Below are 14,539 nucleotides of genomic sequence, written 5' to 3' on the forward strand. Positions count from 1 at the left end.
CCCCTTAGCGATGGGCGGCCGCCCCGACGAGGTGCGCGCCCCGGAGGACTGGCTCACCGAGGTGGAGAAGGAGCGGGCCGGGCGCTTCCGGTTCGAGGCGGATCGAGCGAGTTACGTCGCCGCCCACCTCCTCGTGCGGCTCTGCGCCGCCGCCGCGCTCGGCACCGAGCCGCATGAGCTGACCCTGCTGCAGCGCTGCGAGCTGCACGGCCCAGGGCACGGCAAGCCGTACATCGAGGAGGCGCCCGACCTCGGCGTGAGCTTCAGCCACACGCGCGGCTACGTGTGCGCGGGGGCCGGGCCAGGCAAGGTCGGCGTGGACGCCGAGCATGTGCCGCCCGGCCCGCTGGACCTGGCCCTGGCCGAACGGGTCTGCACCCCGCGCGAGCGCGCGCTGGTCACCGGCAACGACGAGCTGATCAGGCACTGGACCCGCAAGGAGGCGCTGATCAAGCGGGGCGAGCTGACGCTCGACCAGCTCCACGCGGGCGGCGACGACCTGGCGGGCCGCCACCTGCTGGAGTGGAGCGCCGGTCCGGACATCAGGGTGGCCGTGGTCACGGACTCCCCTGCCACAAGGGTGCCGATCCCCTGACGAACAGCGGCTCCGGCCGCTCGGGGCGGCCGGGATCCACGGACCTGAACGGGGTCAGCGGCTCCGACCGCTCGGCGTGGCCGGGGTCCACGGGCCTGTACGGGGTCAGCGGCGGCGGGTCGGGGTGGGGTCGAGGAAGACCTGGCTGACGCCCGGAAAGCGCTCCCGCAGCCGCTGGTCCACCTCGTCACACGCGATCTCCACACCCGCCGCACTCGCCTCGTCCCGGAAGTCGATCTTCGCGGCCACCAGGATGGAGCCCGGCCCGATCATCATGGTGAGCAGCTCGACCACGTCGTCCACCTCGGGCTGGGACAGCAGCACGGCCCGGATGCCGGTCTCGATCCTCGGTGGCGCGGCCTGGCCGATGAGCAGCGACAGGTTCGACTGGATCAGGCTGACCGCCACCACCACCAGGAGCAGGCCGATCGCGATCGACGCCGCGCCGTCCCAGAGCGCCGAGCCCGTCATCTGCGACCCGGCCAGCCCCGCGGCCGCGATGACCAGGCCCACCAGAGCGGCCGCGTCCTCGAACAGCACGGCCTTCAGCGCGGTGTCCGAGGTCATCCGGACGAGCCGTACCGGATGGACCCGGTAGCGCGCGGCCTGGTCGCGCAGCTGCGAGTACGCCTTGGCGAACGAGACGGCCTCCATGCCGAACGCGACGGCCAGCACGATGTACGAGGGAAGGAGGTTCGACAGCTCCTCGCCATGGCTGATCTCGTGCAGGCCGTGCGTGATCGAGAACCCGGCGCCGCCCACCAGCGTCGCCACGGCCGCCGTGATCGCCCAGACGAACCCGGCCTTGCCGTGCCCGAACGGATGCCGCCGGTCGGCGGGCCGCTCCGCGCCGCGCACCGCCACCAGCAGCAGGAGCTCGGTCACGGTGTCGGCGGCCGAGTGGGCCGCCTCCGACAGCATGGCCGCCGAACCGCCGATCAGGCCCGCGACGAGCTTGGCCAGCGCGATCGTCAGATTGGCCGCGCCGGCGACCAGGACGGTCCTCAGGCTCTCCCCCGACTCCCGTTGCTCCATAGGGGATTACTTTACGTGCGCTACATTGGAGATCATGAGGGCGCCTCGCTGGCTTTCACCCGCCGAACAGCGTGCCTGGCGTACGCATCTGGCGCTGCACAAGCTGCTCCTGCACCGGCTCGACCGCGAGCTGCAGGTGCACCAACTCTCGTTGAACGACTACGAGATCCTCGTCAACCTCTCCGAGAGCCCGGACCGGCGCATGCGGATGAGCGACCTGGCGGACGCGACGATCCAGTCGCGCAGCCGGCTGTCGCACCAGATCTCCCGCATGGAGGCCAAGGGCCTGGTGACGAGGGAGGACTGCCGCGACGACCGGCGCGGCACGTTCGCGGTGCTGACCGACGAGGGCTGGGACACGATCCAGCGGGTCGCGCCGGACCACGTGGCGAGCGTGCGCGAGCACTTCGTCGACCTCCTCAGCGACGAGCAGCTCAAAGCGCTCGAGGCGGCCTACGAGCCGATCGTGGAGCATCTGAAGAAGCTGCGCTGACACCCAACCGATATCCGCGACGGCTCACGGGGTTCCCAAGCGCTCGCTACGATCCGCTCATGGTCCGAAAGCTTCTGATCGTGGCGGTTCTCGCGCTGGTCTCGGCATGCTCGTCGGGCGGCGGCGACGCGCTGCCCGCCGGTCCCGACCTGATGAAGAAGGCCGCCGAAGCCATGAAAGGCGTCAAGTCGGCCAGCTTCTCGATCGCTACGGAGGGCAAGCCGAAGGTGCCGGTCAAGAAGGCCGACGGCAGGCTCACGGCCGCCGGTGACGCCGACGGAACGATCACGATCGACGTGCTGGGGTCCCTGCAGGAGATCAGTTTCGCCCTGATCGGGGACACCGTGCACTTCAAGGGGCCGACGGGCGGCTTCCAGAAGATGACGCGGCAGCAGCTCGCGCAGTTCTACGACCCCTCGGTGATCCTCGAGCCGTCCAAGGGCATCGCCCAGCTGCTCTCCTCGGCCACCGATCCCAAGGTGGAGGCGTTGGAGGGTGACTCCTACCGGGTGGCCACGACGTTCCCGGGGCAGGTGCTCGGCCAGATCGTCCCCGGCGTCACGCAGGGGGTCAACGGCAAGGTCTGGCTCGACAAGGCCAGCAGCCGGCTCACCAAGGCCAGCCTGCCGTTGCAGGACGGCACGGTGACGGTGTCGTTCAGCGACTACGACGCGCCGGTCACGATCACGCCGCCCGCCGCCGGATGACGGGCGCCCGCCGGGTCGTGCTCGGCGCCGGGGGCGCGGTGGTGCTGCTGGCCGCGCTCGACGCGTACGTGGTGGTGACGATCCTCGTCGACCTCGCCGAGGACGTGGGCATCCCGCTGAACCACCTGGAGCGGGCCACGCCGATCGTCACGGGGTTCCTGCTCGGGTACGTCGCCGCGATGCCCCTGCTCGGCCAGCTCTCCGACCGGTACGGCCGGCGGCCGCTGATCCACGCCTGCCTGGCCGCCTTCGCGCTCGGCTCGGTGCTGACGGCGCTGGCCGCCGGCGAGGTGATGGTGGTGGCCGGGCGTACCGTCCAGGGGGTGGCCGGCGGGGCGCTGCTGCCGATCACGATGGCCCTCATCGGCGACCTGTGGGACGAGCACGAGCGGCCGGTGGCGCTGGGCGCCGTGGGTGCGGCGCAGGAGCTCGGCAGCGCCCTCGGGCCCCTGTACGGCGGGCTGCTGGCGGGGCTCCCGGCCGCCACGGTGGCGGGGGTGGAGCTGGGCGGCTGGCACGCCATCTTCTGGATCAACGTCCCGCTCGCGGCTCTGGCCGCCGTCGCTGTGCACTTCACGGTCCCAGCCGGCACATCCGCAGCGCGCATCGGCGCCCGTGGCGCCGCAGAAGGGGCGGCATCCGAGGGCGGGAACGCGGACACGGAGGTGGCAGCGCGGACGGTGGGCCCCATGGGCGGGAACGCGGACACGGAGGCGGCAGCGCGGACGGCGAGCGTGGTGTCGCCCGGGCCGGCCGGCACCATGGGCGCGCCCGAGCCAACGGCGGGGCGGGTCGACGTCGTCGGCGGGGCGCTGCTGGCGTTGGCGCTCGGGCTGCTGGTCGTGGGCCTGTACAACCCCGACCCTGCCAGCGCCGTGCTGCCGCCGTGGGGCCTCGTCGTCATCCCGGCCGGGGCGGTGGCGGCCGGGGTCTTCGTGTGGTGGGAGATCCGCTCCCCCGTACGCCTCCTCGACCTCTCCGCCACCCGCAAGGGTCCCCTGCTCGCCACTCTGGCCGTGAGCTTCCTGGCCGGGGCCGCGCTCCTGGTGACCATGGTGTTCGTCCAGCTCACCGCCCAGACCCTGCTCGGGTTGGAGGCGCTGGACGCGTCGCTGGTCCTCGCCAGGTTCCTGGCGGCGCTCACCGTCGGGGCCCTGCTGGGCGGCCTCCTGGGCCGCAGGCTGGGCGAGCGCGCCGTGGCCGTGGCGGGCATGGCGCTCGGGGCGGCGGGCTACTGGCTGATGAGCCGGTGGCCGCTCGACCTGGCGAGCGCGGGCCTCGTCGTGGACATCGACCTGGCGGTGGCCGGTCTGGGCCTGGGCCTGGTGATCGCGCCTGTCTCGTCCGCCGTGCTGCGCGTGAGCCCGGCGGTCCAGCACGGCGTGGCGTCGGCGGCGGTCGTGGTGGCCCGGATGATGGGCATGCTGATCGGCATCGCGGCGGTGTCGGCGTGGGGGTTCTACCGGTTCCAGTCGCTCACCGCCCACCTGGACACGCCGCTCCCGTTCGGCGTGGACGCGGTGACGTACCAGCGGCGGCTGGCCGAGTACACCGCGAAGGTGCAGGTGGCGCTGCACACCGAGTACACGGAGATGTTCCTGGTCACGGCGTTCATCTGCCTGCTCGGCGCGGCCGTCGCGCTGCTGCTGCCCCGCCCCCGGCCGTCCCAGGGTGGTTCTCGCAGACCCAGGTAAGCCCGTGCCCTGGGTAACCGTCGCGGGGTCCGGCAGCATCCTTGCCATGAAACTTGGAACGACGGACATGGACATCAGCCGCACCGGCTTCGGCTCGTGGGGCATCTCGGGCGCCAACTGGCGGTGGAGCTGGGGCGAGCAGGACGACGCCGACTCGATCGCGGCCATCAGGCACGCCGTCGACAGGGGCGTCAACTGGATCGACACCGCCGCCGTCTACGGCTACGGCCACTCGGAGGAGGTCGTCGGCAAGGCGGTCGCGGGGCTCTCCGAGCGGCCGTACATCTTCACCAAGGCCGGTCTGGTGTGGGATCCCGCCGACCTGGACGCGACGCCGCGCCGCATCATGTCGGAGGTACGCCGGGAGGTGGAGGACTCGCTGCGGCGGCTCGGCGTGGAGGCGATCGACCTGTACCAGGTGCACTGGCCGGACACCGGCGAGTCCCTGGACTGGGACGCCCTGGGCGCCTCCGGCCCCTCGCCGAACGCCATCCCGCTGGAGGAGTACTGGCAGACGATGGCGGATCTCAAGGCCGAGGGCAAGGTACGGGCCATCGGCCTGTCGAACCACTCGCTCGCCGAACTGGAGATCGCCGAGCGGGTGGCCCACGTGGACGCCATCCAGCCGCCGTTCTCGGCCCTGAACCGGTCGGCGGCGCCGGAGATCGCCTGGGCGGCGGAGCACGGGACGGGCGTGATCGTCTACTCGCCGATGGAGTCGGGCCTGCTGGCGGGCCGCTTCTCCGCCGAACGGGTGGCCTCCCTGCCGGACGGCGACTGGCGCAAGACCCACCCGAGCTTCACCACGGGCCTGGCCGCCCGCCTGGGGGTGACGGACGCGCTCCGGCCGGTCGCCGAACGGCACGGCGTGTCCGTGGCGGCGGTCGCGGTGGCCTGGACGCTAGCCTGGCCGGGCATCACGGGCGCCATCGTGGGTGCCCGGGACGCGAGCCAGGTGGACGGCTGGATCCCGGCCGGCGACCTCACGCTCACGGCCGAGGACCTGGCGGAGATCGCGACCGCCATCGAGGCTTCCGGCACCGACGGCCCGGCGACGCCCTAGCGCCGCCGGGCAGGGCGGGCCACCCGGCGGGCCGTGCCGCGCTCCATGGCCATCGCGCTCACGGAGCGGCCGGCCCGCCGGCGCGCCGGGTGATCGCCAGGATCGCCATGTCATCGTCGCGCGGCCCGCCGGTCCAGCGCTCGACATCACGGACCAGGGCCTCGACCACCTGGTCCGGCTGCCGGAACGGGCCCCGGCCGCCGAGCCGGCTCGCCGGTTCGTAGAAGGTCCCGGTACGGTCCCTGGCCTCCGTCACCCCATCGGTGACCAGCAGCAGCGTGCTCCCTGGCGGGAACGGCCAGCTCTCGGGCCCTGCCCGCGGCCCGCCCAGGCTGCCCATGCCCAGGGGAAGACCCGGCTCGCCCGGATCGAGCGGGGACACCGTGTCGCCCTGGAGGAGATAGGGCGAGGGATGGCCGCGGTTCAGCAGCCGCACGCGCTCCGCGCCCGGTGTGATCTCACCGAGCACCGCCGTGACGAACCCCTCCATCCGAATGTTCTCCTCGCGCGACGAGGCCGCCTTGACCAGGGCGTGCTCCATGCGGTCGGCCAGCACCACCAGGTCGGGCGTCTGGTCGGCCGCCTCCCGGAAGGCGCCCAGCAGTACGGAGACCGTGCCGACCGCGCCCAGGCCCTTGCCGCGCACATCCGCGATGAGCAGCCTGATCCCGTACGGCGTGTCCTGCACGGCGTACGCGTCTCCGCCGATCAACGCCTCGATCTGCGCGGTCTTGTAGACGGCGGCGATGGCCAGCGGGCCGACACCGGCCGGCGGGGCGGGCAGCACGGCACGCTGGGCCGCCTCGGCGACGGAACGCACCGCTTCCAGCCGGCGCCCGTGGCGGGCGACCACGCGGTTCACCCCGAGGCCGACGAGCGCGGTGAACACCGCGTTGATCAGCGAGAACGTGCCGGGAACATGACCGAAGTAGCCGTCCTTGACCAGCAGCGCCAGCTCGGCCAGGACCAGGGCCGCGGCGACCGCGATCGTGTGCCGCAACGAGAGCAGCGCTCCGGCCAGCACGACCGCGGCCCCCAGCTGGTAGTCGCCCCAATAGTCACGCGGAGACAGCAGGTTGACGAAGATCCCGCTGACGATCAGGGCGGCCGGGATGAACGTGGCGTACCAGGGCCACCGAGTGGAGAGTCGGTTCATCCGCGCCCCGGTTTCACGTCATCCCCTCAGGTCCTGGCTCTGCTCCTTTCTAGTGAACGGGTGAATTGCCTGTCGAGGCGACACTCCCAGGGCCTATGGCGAAAGACGGTGCAGGTCGCGCGGGAAGGCGGTGGTCTGGCGGATGTTGGCGGCGCCCGTCAGCCGGGCCGTCCACCGTTCCAGCCCGAGCGCGAACCCACCATGCGGCGGCATCCCGTACCGGAAGGCCTGCAGGTACCCTTCGTACGCCTCCGGCCCCTCCCCCCGGGCGGCCAGCGCCGCCAGGTAGTCCGCGTGCCGGTGCAGCCGCTGGCCGCCCGTCACCAGCTCCAGCCCCCGGAACAGCAGGTCGAACCCGTTGGAGTAGCCGGGCCGCGCCGGGTCGGGGTGGGTGTAGAAGGGCCGCTTGGACATCGGGTAGCCGGTGACGTACAGGAACTCCGACCCGTGCTCCCGCACCGCCCACTCGCACAGCCACCGCTCCTGCGCGGGCGACAGGTCCGGCTCCGCCGAGCCCGTCAGCTCCTGCGCCTCGGTGAAATGGATGGCCGGGATCTCGGCGGGCACCTCGGGCAGCACGACCCCGAGGAGCTCGACGGCGGCGCAGGCGCGCAGCCGTACCGACTCCAGCATGCCGGCCACCGCCTCCCGCAGCACCGCCATCACGTCCCGGTGGTCCCGGATGAAGCCCAGCTCGGCGTCGAGGCTGGTGTACTGGGCGAGGTGGCGTACGGTGTCGTGCGGCTCGGCGCGGAAGACGGGCCCGACCTCGTAGACCCGCTCGAACACCCCCACCATCGCCTGCTTGTAGAACTGCGGCGACTGCGCGAGGTAGGCGGGCCTGCCGAAGTAGTCGATGCCGAAGACGTTCGCGCCCGACTCGGTGGCCGAGGCGACGATCTTCGGGGTGTGGATCTCGGTGAACCCGAGCCCGCCGAGCGCCTCCCGGAAGCCCGCCACGCTCGCCGCCGAGATCTCCAGCGGCGCCCTGAGCAGCGGGTGTCGCAGCGCGACGGGCGCGTGGTCGAGGACCGTCGGCAGCCCGGCGGAGACGACGGGCCGGTACAGGTCGAACGGCGGCGCCGCGCACGGCTCCGACACCACCGCGATCTCCGGCTCCACCAGTTCGACGCCGCCGGGCGCCTGCGGGCTGGCCCGCACGGTGCCGGTGACCTCGACGACGCTCTCCTCGCCAGGGAGCTCGCGCGCGGCCACCACCTGGGAGAGGCCGGTACGGTCCCTGACGACGAGGAAGGACACGGATTTCAGCTGCCGGCGGCGATGGACCCAGCCGGCGATCGTCACTCGTTGGCCGGCGTGCTCAGCGAGCTCCGCCGACATGACACGAGAGATCATTACAGCTCCTCATGAGGAAATGCATGACCCCTTGGGAGTGCGGGGGAGAAGGGAACTCCCGGTGCCACCGCACTTTCGCCGCCTCGAGAACAGGCGGCCTCCACGACCCGATGACGGGGGTCAGACCGGCGGGGCATTTCCTCCCCGCACTCAGGAGTGTCTTCACCAGCGGGGCACGGGACCGCCTTCGCAGCTACCGGCGGCTCTCTGGACCCCTGCGGGTCCGCTGGTTACTCGTCTCCGTCGACGCGTTGCCGTAGATCCTACGATCCCGCCCGGGCGACCGGCAAAGCCATTACTTCTCCTTCTTGGCCCGCTTTTCCCGGATCTTCATCGTGACCTCGATCGGCGAGCCCGCGAACCCGAACTCCTCGCGGATCCGCCGCTCGATGAAGCGCCGGTAGGTGTCCTCGAGCCACCCGGAGGTGAACAGCACGAACTTCGGCGGCTCGGTCGAGGCCTGCGTGGCGAAGAGGATCTTGGGCTGCTTCCCGCCCCGCACCGGCGGCGGCGTCTGCTGCACCAGCTCCGTCAGGAACGCGTTGAGCCGCGCCGTGGGGACCCGGGTGGACCACGAGTCGAGCGCCTTCTCCAGAGCGGGCACCAGCCGGTCGACGTGCCGCCCGGTCAGGGCGGAGATGTTCACCCGGAGCGCCCACGGGGTGCGGACGAGCTGCCGGTCGATCTCCCTCTCCAGGTAGTAGCGGCGGTCCTCGTCGACGAGGTCCCACTTGTTGAACGCCACCACCATCGCCCGCCCCGACTCGATGACCAGGCCGATGATGCGCAGGTCCTGCTCGGTGAGCGGCTCGCTGGCGTCGATGAGCACGATGGCCACCTCGGTGCGCTCCAGCGCCGCCCGGGTGCGCATGGCCGCGTAGTAGTCGGCTCCCTGCAGCTCGCGGTCGCGCCGCCGGATGCCGGCCGTGTCGACGAAGCGCCAGGTGCGCCCGCCCAGCTCGATCAGCTCGTCCACGGGGTCGCGGGTGGTGCCGGCCATGGGGTCGACCAGCACCCGCTCCTCACCGGCGAGCTTGTTGAGCAGCGAGGACTTGCCGACGTTGGGCTTGCCGAGCAGCGCGACGCGGGCCGGGCCGCGCTCGCCCTCGAAGGTGACGGCGGGCGTCTCGGGCAGCGCGTCGAGCACCACGTCGAGCAGGTCGCCGCTGGAGCGCCCGTGCAGGGCCGAGACGGGGTAGGGCTCGCCGAGCCCGAGCGACCACAGCGCGGCGGCCTCCAGCTCGAGCTGCTGGTTGTCGACCTTGTTGGCGGTCAGGATGACCGGCTTGCCGGACTGCCGCAGCACCGAGCCCACGATCTCGTCGGCGTCGGTCGCGCCCACGGTGGCGTCCACGACGAATACGATCACGTCGGCCAGCTCGACGGCGACCTGGGCCTGCTCGGCGATGCGCAGGTTCATCCCGGTGGCGTCCGGGTCCCACCCGCCGGTGTCGACCACGGTGAAGCGGCGGCCGCGCCAGTTGGCGTCGTAGGTGACCCGGTCGCGGGTGACGCCGGGCACGTCCTCCACGACGGCCTCGCGGCGGCCGATGATGCGGTTGACGAGCGTGGACTTGCCGACGTTAGGCCGCCCCACGATGGCGACGACCGGCAGCGGCGTGGCGTCGCCGTGCTCGGTGATCTCAAGGTCGTCGAGGTCGGCCTCGACCCAGTCCCCCGTTGTCACGATGCGTTTCCTTAATGTGAGTACCGCACCTGAAATCCTCAGGTGCGCTCTTTGACCAGCCTCAACACCTCGCCGATCACCTCTTCGAGGGAGAGCGGGGTGGTGTCGAGCTCGACAGCGCCATCCGCCATCGAGAGTGGGTCCGTCTTACGTGTCGAGTCCAGGGTGTCACGCCTGGCCATGGCCTCCTGCTGCGCCTCCACAGTCGAGCCGGCCACCTCGGCGCTGCGCCGCCTGGCACGGGCCTCGGCGCTCGCCGTCAGGTAGACCTTGACGGCCGCGTCGGGCCAGACGACCGTGCCGATGTCGCGGCCCTCGACCACGATGCCACCGGCGCCGATGATCTCCCGCTGCAGCGCGACCAGGCGCGCCCGGACCTCGGGAACGGCGGCCACGGCGGAGACCGAGCCCGTGACCTCGGCCTCCCTGATCGGCCCCGCCACGTCGACGCCGTCGACGTGGATCGTGGGGCCGTCGGGATCGGTGCCGCAGTCGATGCGCGGCTCGCCGCAGCGGGCCGCCACGGCGGCGGGATCGGCCAGGTCGACGCCCTGCTGGAGCATCCACCAGGTCATCGCGCGGTACATCGCCCCGGTGTCGAGATAGCGCAGGTCCAGTGCCCTGGCGACGCCGCGCGACACGCTCGACTTACCCGACCCCGAAGGGCCGTCCATGGCGACGACCAGACCGGTCACGGCCTCTCCCTCTTCACGAGCTTGCCAGCGGAGACCAGGTCCTCGCCGTACGGATGGACCAGGCCGGATGCGTCGATCCCGTCACCGCATCACCAAGAGAGAGTACCGTGTCCGGCTCAATCGGCGATCCAGCTGCCGTGGAAGCCGAGCGGCACCCGGGCGGGCAGGTGCACGGTGGCGACCGGCTCGCCGGTGAAGTCCTGCGCCGAAAGGATCACCAGGTCGGCCGCTCCCCTGGCCTCGTTGTTGACGTAGGCGAGCACGTACCCGTCGTCCTCGGCCTCCCCCGAGGCCACGAACACCGGCTCGCCCACGTACGCGCCGCGCCCGAACTGCCGCGACTCCGCCGTGCCCCGCTCCAGGTCGTGCTTGATGAGCGTGTTGTCGAACGCCTCGTCGGGCAGGTCCTCCAGCTCGGTGTCGGTCTTGCTGAGCACGTCGTCGATGTCGCCGCCGGCCGTGGTGTAGCCGTAGCGGTACGGCCGGCCGGTGCGGCGCTCGTCCATGCGCGGGAACTCCTGCGACCGGTCGTCCAGCCGCGTCTCGCGGACCTTGCCGGAGGCCGGGTCGATGCGCCACCGGTCGAGCGTCGGCAGGCCGCCCTGGTCGAGCCGGGCGTCCACGAACCGCTTGGGGTAGCGGACCACGTCCACGACCACCTCGTCGCCGTCGTCGTAGGCGTTCAGCGTGTGGAAGACCCAGCACGGATCGATGTCCACCCACCGCACGTCGCCGCTCTCGCGCGACATGAGCCCGACCCGGGCGCCGTGGGCGTCGTTCCAGGCGTACGGCAGCTGCCGGCCCTGCTCGGCGTGGGCCATGCTGAACGTGACCGGCAGGTCGTAGATCACCACATAACGCTCGGTGAGGGCGAAGTCGTGCAGCATCGGGGCGTCGGCGATGGGGATGTTCCTGACCTGGGTGACCGTGCCCTCCGGGTTGATCACGATGTGCTGGTGGTGGTCCCAGCCGAAGAAGTAGGCCAGCGCGTGCAGCTCGCCGGTGGCCGGGTCGAGGTGGGTGTGCGCGGCGTACCCGCCGGGCAGGCCGCCGCCGAAGTCGCACCGGCCGATCGTGTCGAGCTCGTAGCTCAGCTCGTACGGCACAGCGCCCGCCTCGACCAGCGCGAACGTGCGTCCGGCCAGCCCGATGACGTGGGTGTTGGCGGCGAAGTCCATCCCCTCGTGCACGGGTCCGGGCCTGGGCGGCTCGCCGAGCCGTGCGGCGACGTCATTGCTGCGTACCCACCGGTTGCGGTACCACTCGGCGCGGCCGTCGCGCAGCCGCACGCCGTGCACCATGCCCTCACCGGTGAACAGGTGGGTCGCCCTCGGGTCGTCGAGGCTGAGCGGGTTGGGCCCGTTACGCAGGTAGCGGCCGTCGAGCTCGGCCGGGATGCGTCCGGTGACCTCCAGGTCGAAGGCGGTGATCTCCTCGGTCACGGGGGCGAAGCCGCCGGTGTACGGGGTGGTCATAATGCATTCCTCTCATCGGGCCTCTCATCGGGCCTGTCATCGGAGGCCAGGAAGGGGGCGAGCACCGAGTCGCAGAGCAGGGGGTAGCGCCGCGCCGCCGTGGGTTCGTCGAAATGGCCGAGGATCTCCAGGCTCACGGCGCCGTGGATGGCCATCCACAGCACGTCGGCGATCTCCTCGGCCTCTCCCCCGCGCAGCGCGCCCGCCTCCAGGCACTTCCCCACGGCCTGCACGAGCAGGCCGAACGTGCGCTTCGCGGAGGCCACGGCCTCGTCGCCCGGCCGGAACCCGGCCATGGCCCCCAGGAACATGACCCGGTAGTAGTCGGGCTCGGCCAGCGCGTAGGCACGGTAGGCGTCCAGGCCCCTGTGCAGCCTGGCCAGCGGGTCGCCGGCCGCGCCGCCCTCCTCGAGCAGCCAACGCTCGAACCTCGCGAACCCCTCCAGCCAGAGCGCCTCGCTGAGGCCGTCCTTGCCGCCGAAGAGGGTGTAGATCACCTTGGTCGAGCAGCCGACCTCGCCGGCGATCCGACGCACGGTCAGCGCCGCCGGCCCCTCGGTGACGAGCAGGTGGGTGGCGGCGTCGAGGATCGCGGTCCTGACGACGTGCTGCCCTTCCTGCTGGGCCTGCTGGTACGCGGTGGTCACGGTAACGCCGTTTCTTCTCGGTAACGCTGTTACCCTTTCTTTGTACGCCCGCCCGGAGGAGACGTCAAGGACTAAGAGCGGCCCTCGCGGTAAGTGGCCCGATGTGAAACAAGCGCGTGTCACCGTCGTGGTGGCCAGCAAGGACCGGCTGCGGGCGCTGACCCGTACGCTTCCCATGCATCCGCGCCCCGTGATCCTCGTCGACAACGGCTCGACCGACGGGACCGCGGGGTTCGTACGGCGCCACTTCCCGGACGTCCACCTGGTCGAGGCGGGCACGAACCTGGGGGCGCCCGCCCGCAACATCGGCGTCCGGCTGGCCGAGACCCCCTACGTGGCCTTCGCCGACGACGACTCCTGGTGGGCCCCCGGTGCGCTGGAGCGGGCCGCCGACGTGCTGGACGCCCATCCGCGCCTCGCCGTCCTGGGCGCGCGCGTGCTGGTGGGCCCGCAGGAACGGCTGGACACGGTGTCGGAGCTGATGCGCGACTCGCCGCTCGGCACGGAGCCGGACCTGCCGGGGCCGAGCGTGCTGGGGTTCCTGGCATGCGGGGCGGTGGTGCGCAAGGAGGCGTTCCTGGAGGCGGGAGGGTTCGACGACGTGATCTTCTTCTTCGGCGAGGAGGAGCGGCTGGCCGTGGACCTGGCCGCGCGGGGGTGGGGGCTGGCGTACGTGGACGACGTCGTGGCCCACCACCACCCCTCGCCCGCCAGGGACCCGCGCGGGAGGCAGGTGCTGGCCGCCCGCAACGCCGTGCTGACCGCGGTGCTGCGCCGCCCGTGGCGGGTGGTGGCGCGGCGGTCGTTCGACGCCCTGCGGGGCGGGCCCGCGGGCTGGGAGGGGCTGCGCAGCGCCGTACCGAGGCTGCCGCGGGCGCTGGCCGAGCGGCGGGAGCTGCCGCTCGCGGTGGAGACGGCGCGGCGGAGACTGGAGCGCTCCGGTGGCTGATCCGCGCGTGGGCGCCGTGATGATCACCTGGAACCGGTGCGAAGAGGCGCTCACCTCGGTGGGCAGGCTGCTCGACCTGCCGGAACGGCCGCACGTGGTGCTGGTGGACAACGGCTCGGACGACGGCACCGCGCAGGCCGTGGCCCGCGCCCACCCCGAGGTGGACGTGGTCGCGCTCGAGGAGAACCTGGGAGCCGGCCGTGGTGACGGCCCGCATCCTGGCCGAGCCGGGAGGCCGCGACGACCCGATCGTGGCCGAGCTGCGGGACTCGCCCGTACGCGGCCCGTCCTGGCTCCCCGGGCCGGCGCTCGGCAGCTTCCTGGCGGGGGCGTCGGTGCTGCGGCGCGAGGCGTTCCTGGAGTGCGGGGGCTTCAACCGGCGGCTCTGGCTGGGCGGCGAGGAGGAACTGCTGGCCGTGGACCTGGCCACGGCCGGGTGGGAGCTCTGCTACCTGGAGGAGCTGACCGTGCACCACCAGGCGTCGCGGCTGCGGGACCCGCACGCCAGGCGCCGGGTGGGGCTGCGCAACACGCTCTGGTTCACGTGGCTGCGGCGCCCGCTCGGGGCGGCGCTGCGCCGCACCGCGCACCTGGCGAGGACGGTGCCGCACGACCGCGTCTCGGCGCTCGCGGCCCTGGACGCGCTGCGCGGGCTGCCGTGAGTCCTGGCCGAACGGAGACGGGTCCCGCCCAGGGTGGAGGCGAGACTGGCCAGTTTGGCGGCATCTCAGGCAAATTCTCACGCTCGACGTTACGTTTTGTGAGCGAAGGGCAGCAGAGAGTTATGAGAACAACAATCAACCCGATCGAGCTGCAGAAGCACCTCGGTGGCGTCGACTACCCGGCCAGCAAGCAGGAGCTCGTCAGAGCGGCCCGCGAGCACAACGCGAGCCAGGAGATCATCAAGGCTCTCGAATCCATGCCCGACCGCGAGTACGACGGCCCGAACGCCGTCAGCGAGGCGGTCACCAAGCGCTGACCGTGGGG

The 14,539-nt window shown here is 72.0% G+C and carries 15 protein-coding genes and 1 pseudogene; 9 read left to right on the forward strand and 7 right to left on the reverse strand.

The window, feature by feature from the left end; translation table 11 throughout:
- Positions 1 to 10 precede the first annotated feature (10 nt).
- Positions 11 to 595: a 4'-phosphopantetheinyl transferase superfamily protein gene (locus AB0H84_RS04720; RefSeq protein WP_357598150.1), complete on the forward strand. Its 585-nt coding sequence runs from the start codon at positions 11 to 13 to the stop codon at positions 593 to 595.
- 105 nt (positions 596 to 700) lie between these two features.
- Here AB0H84_RS04720 and AB0H84_RS04725 read toward each other — a convergent pair whose 3' ends face one another.
- Entirely contained in the window at positions 701 to 1,630 is a 930-nt protein-coding gene (locus AB0H84_RS04725) for a cation diffusion facilitator family transporter (RefSeq protein ID WP_357598153.1), read from the reverse strand.
- 34 nt (positions 1,631 to 1,664) lie between these two features.
- On the opposite strand from AB0H84_RS04725, the gene AB0H84_RS04730 reads away from it, so the two are divergent.
- From AB0H84_RS04730 to AB0H84_RS04745, 4 genes are read left to right on the forward strand one after another with little or no spacing between them, the layout of a single operon-like run.
- Positions 1,665 to 2,123 (forward strand): MarR family transcriptional regulator, encoded by a 459-nt coding sequence (locus AB0H84_RS04730; RefSeq protein ID WP_357598156.1) that lies wholly within the window; start codon positions 1,665 to 1,667, stop codon positions 2,121 to 2,123.
- Positions 2,124 to 2,182: 59 nt separating this feature from the next.
- Positions 2,183 to 2,830 (forward strand): LppX_LprAFG lipoprotein, encoded by a 648-nt coding sequence (locus tag AB0H84_RS04735; protein ID WP_357598159.1) that lies wholly within the window; start codon positions 2,183 to 2,185, stop codon positions 2,828 to 2,830.
- Positions 2,827 to 4,524: an MFS transporter gene (locus tag AB0H84_RS04740; protein WP_357598162.1), complete on the forward strand. Its 1,698-nt coding sequence runs from the start codon at positions 2,827 to 2,829 to the stop codon at positions 4,522 to 4,524. Before AB0H84_RS04735 ends, AB0H84_RS04740 begins: the two co-directional genes overlap by 4 nt.
- Positions 4,525 to 4,570: 46 nt before the next feature.
- Positions 4,571 to 5,587, forward strand: coding sequence for an aldo/keto reductase (locus tag AB0H84_RS04745; protein WP_357598165.1), 1,017 nt, complete (start codon positions 4,571 to 4,573; stop codon positions 5,585 to 5,587).
- Between the two features lie 58 nt (positions 5,588 to 5,645).
- On the opposite strand, the gene AB0H84_RS04750 is transcribed toward AB0H84_RS04745, so the two are convergent.
- The 6 genes from AB0H84_RS04750 to AB0H84_RS04775 all read right to left on the reverse strand — a co-directional run bounded on the left by AB0H84_RS04750 (position 5,646) and on the right by AB0H84_RS04775 (position 12,603).
- Positions 5,646 to 6,743, reverse strand: coding sequence for a PP2C family protein-serine/threonine phosphatase (locus AB0H84_RS04750; RefSeq protein ID WP_357598168.1), 1,098 nt, complete (start codon positions 6,741 to 6,743; stop codon positions 5,646 to 5,648).
- A gap of 93 nt (positions 6,744 to 6,836) precedes the next feature.
- Positions 6,837 to 8,099: an aspartate--tRNA(Asn) ligase gene (gene aspS / locus AB0H84_RS04755; RefSeq protein WP_357598171.1), complete on the reverse strand. Its 1,263-nt coding sequence runs from the start codon at positions 8,097 to 8,099 to the stop codon at positions 6,837 to 6,839.
- 295 nt (positions 8,100 to 8,394) lie between these two features.
- Complete coding sequence (gene der / locus AB0H84_RS04760) at positions 8,395 to 9,786, reverse strand: ribosome biogenesis GTPase Der (RefSeq protein WP_357598174.1); 1,392 nt, start codon at positions 9,784 to 9,786, stop codon at positions 8,395 to 8,397.
- A gap of 38 nt (positions 9,787 to 9,824) precedes the next feature.
- Complete coding sequence (gene cmk / locus AB0H84_RS04765) at positions 9,825 to 10,481, reverse strand: (d)CMP kinase (protein WP_357598177.1); 657 nt, start codon at positions 10,479 to 10,481, stop codon at positions 9,825 to 9,827.
- 116 nt (positions 10,482 to 10,597) lie between these two features.
- Complete coding sequence (locus tag AB0H84_RS04770; RefSeq protein WP_357598179.1) at positions 10,598 to 11,956, reverse strand: carotenoid oxygenase family protein; 1,359 nt, start codon at positions 11,954 to 11,956, stop codon at positions 10,598 to 10,600.
- The gene (locus AB0H84_RS04775; protein ID WP_357598182.1) at positions 11,953 to 12,603 is read right to left on the reverse strand and encodes a TetR/AcrR family transcriptional regulator; all 651 of its coding nucleotides are present in this window, start codon (positions 12,601 to 12,603) and stop codon (positions 11,953 to 11,955) included. Before AB0H84_RS04775 ends, AB0H84_RS04770 begins: the two co-directional genes overlap by 4 nt.
- A gap of 103 nt (positions 12,604 to 12,706) precedes the next feature.
- On the opposite strand from AB0H84_RS04775, the gene AB0H84_RS04780 reads away from it, so the two are divergent.
- The 4 genes and pseudogenes from AB0H84_RS04780 to AB0H84_RS04795 all read left to right on the forward strand — a co-directional run bounded on the left by AB0H84_RS04780 (position 12,707) and on the right by AB0H84_RS04795 (position 14,531).
- The gene (locus AB0H84_RS04780) at positions 12,707 to 13,552 is read left to right on the forward strand and encodes a glycosyltransferase (RefSeq protein ID WP_357598185.1); all 846 of its coding nucleotides are present in this window, start codon (positions 12,707 to 12,709) and stop codon (positions 13,550 to 13,552) included.
- Positions 13,553 to 13,571: 19 nt separating this feature from the next.
- A pseudogene (locus AB0H84_RS04785) lies at positions 13,572 to 13,694 on the forward strand (glycosyltransferase); the annotation flags it as partial.
- 58 nt (positions 13,695 to 13,752) lie between these two features.
- On the forward strand, positions 13,753 to 14,214 hold the full coding sequence (locus AB0H84_RS04790; protein WP_357599689.1) for a hypothetical protein: 462 nt from the start codon (positions 13,753 to 13,755) through the stop codon (positions 14,212 to 14,214).
- Between the two features lie 122 nt (positions 14,215 to 14,336).
- A complete protein-coding gene (locus AB0H84_RS04795; protein WP_357599616.1) occupies positions 14,337 to 14,531 on the forward strand; it encodes a DUF2795 domain-containing protein in 195 nt (64 codons plus the stop codon).
- Positions 14,532 to 14,539: the final 8 nt, after the last annotated feature.

This window comes from Nonomuraea sp. NPDC050786 (assembly GCF_040654115.1).
Taxonomy (GTDB): Bacteria; Actinomycetota; Actinomycetes; order Streptosporangiales; family Streptosporangiaceae; genus Nonomuraea.

Bases quoted from the DNA above. Each gene is read 5' to 3' on its own strand.
- aspS (WP_357598171.1), bottom strand. From the start codon at position 8,099: ATGATCTCTCGTGTCATGTCGGCGGAGCTCGCTGAGCACGCCGGCCAA.
- AB0H84_RS04750 (WP_357598168.1), bottom strand. From the start codon at position 6,743: ATGAACCGACTCTCCACTCGGTGGCCCTGGTACGCCACGTTCATCCCG.
- AB0H84_RS04740 (WP_357598162.1), top strand. From the start codon at position 2,827: ATGACGGGCGCCCGCCGGGTCGTGCTCGGCGCCGGGGGCGCGGTGGTG.
- AB0H84_RS04745 (WP_357598165.1), top strand. From the start codon at position 4,571: ATGAAACTTGGAACGACGGACATGGACATCAGCCGCACCGGCTTCGGC.
- AB0H84_RS04795 (WP_357599616.1), top strand. From the start codon at position 14,337: ATGAGAACAACAATCAACCCGATCGAGCTGCAGAAGCACCTCGGTGGC.
- AB0H84_RS04725 (WP_357598153.1), bottom strand. From the start codon at position 1,630: ATGGAGCAACGGGAGTCGGGGGAGAGCCTGAGGACCGTCCTGGTCGCC.
- AB0H84_RS04720 (WP_357598150.1), top strand. From the start codon at position 11: ATGGGCGGCCGCCCCGACGAGGTGCGCGCCCCGGAGGACTGGCTCACC.
- AB0H84_RS04770 (WP_357598179.1), bottom strand. From the start codon at position 11,956: ATGACCACCCCGTACACCGGCGGCTTCGCCCCCGTGACCGAGGAGATC.
- AB0H84_RS04730 (WP_357598156.1), top strand. From the start codon at position 1,665: ATGAGGGCGCCTCGCTGGCTTTCACCCGCCGAACAGCGTGCCTGGCGT.
- AB0H84_RS04735 (WP_357598159.1), top strand. From the start codon at position 2,183: ATGGTCCGAAAGCTTCTGATCGTGGCGGTTCTCGCGCTGGTCTCGGCA.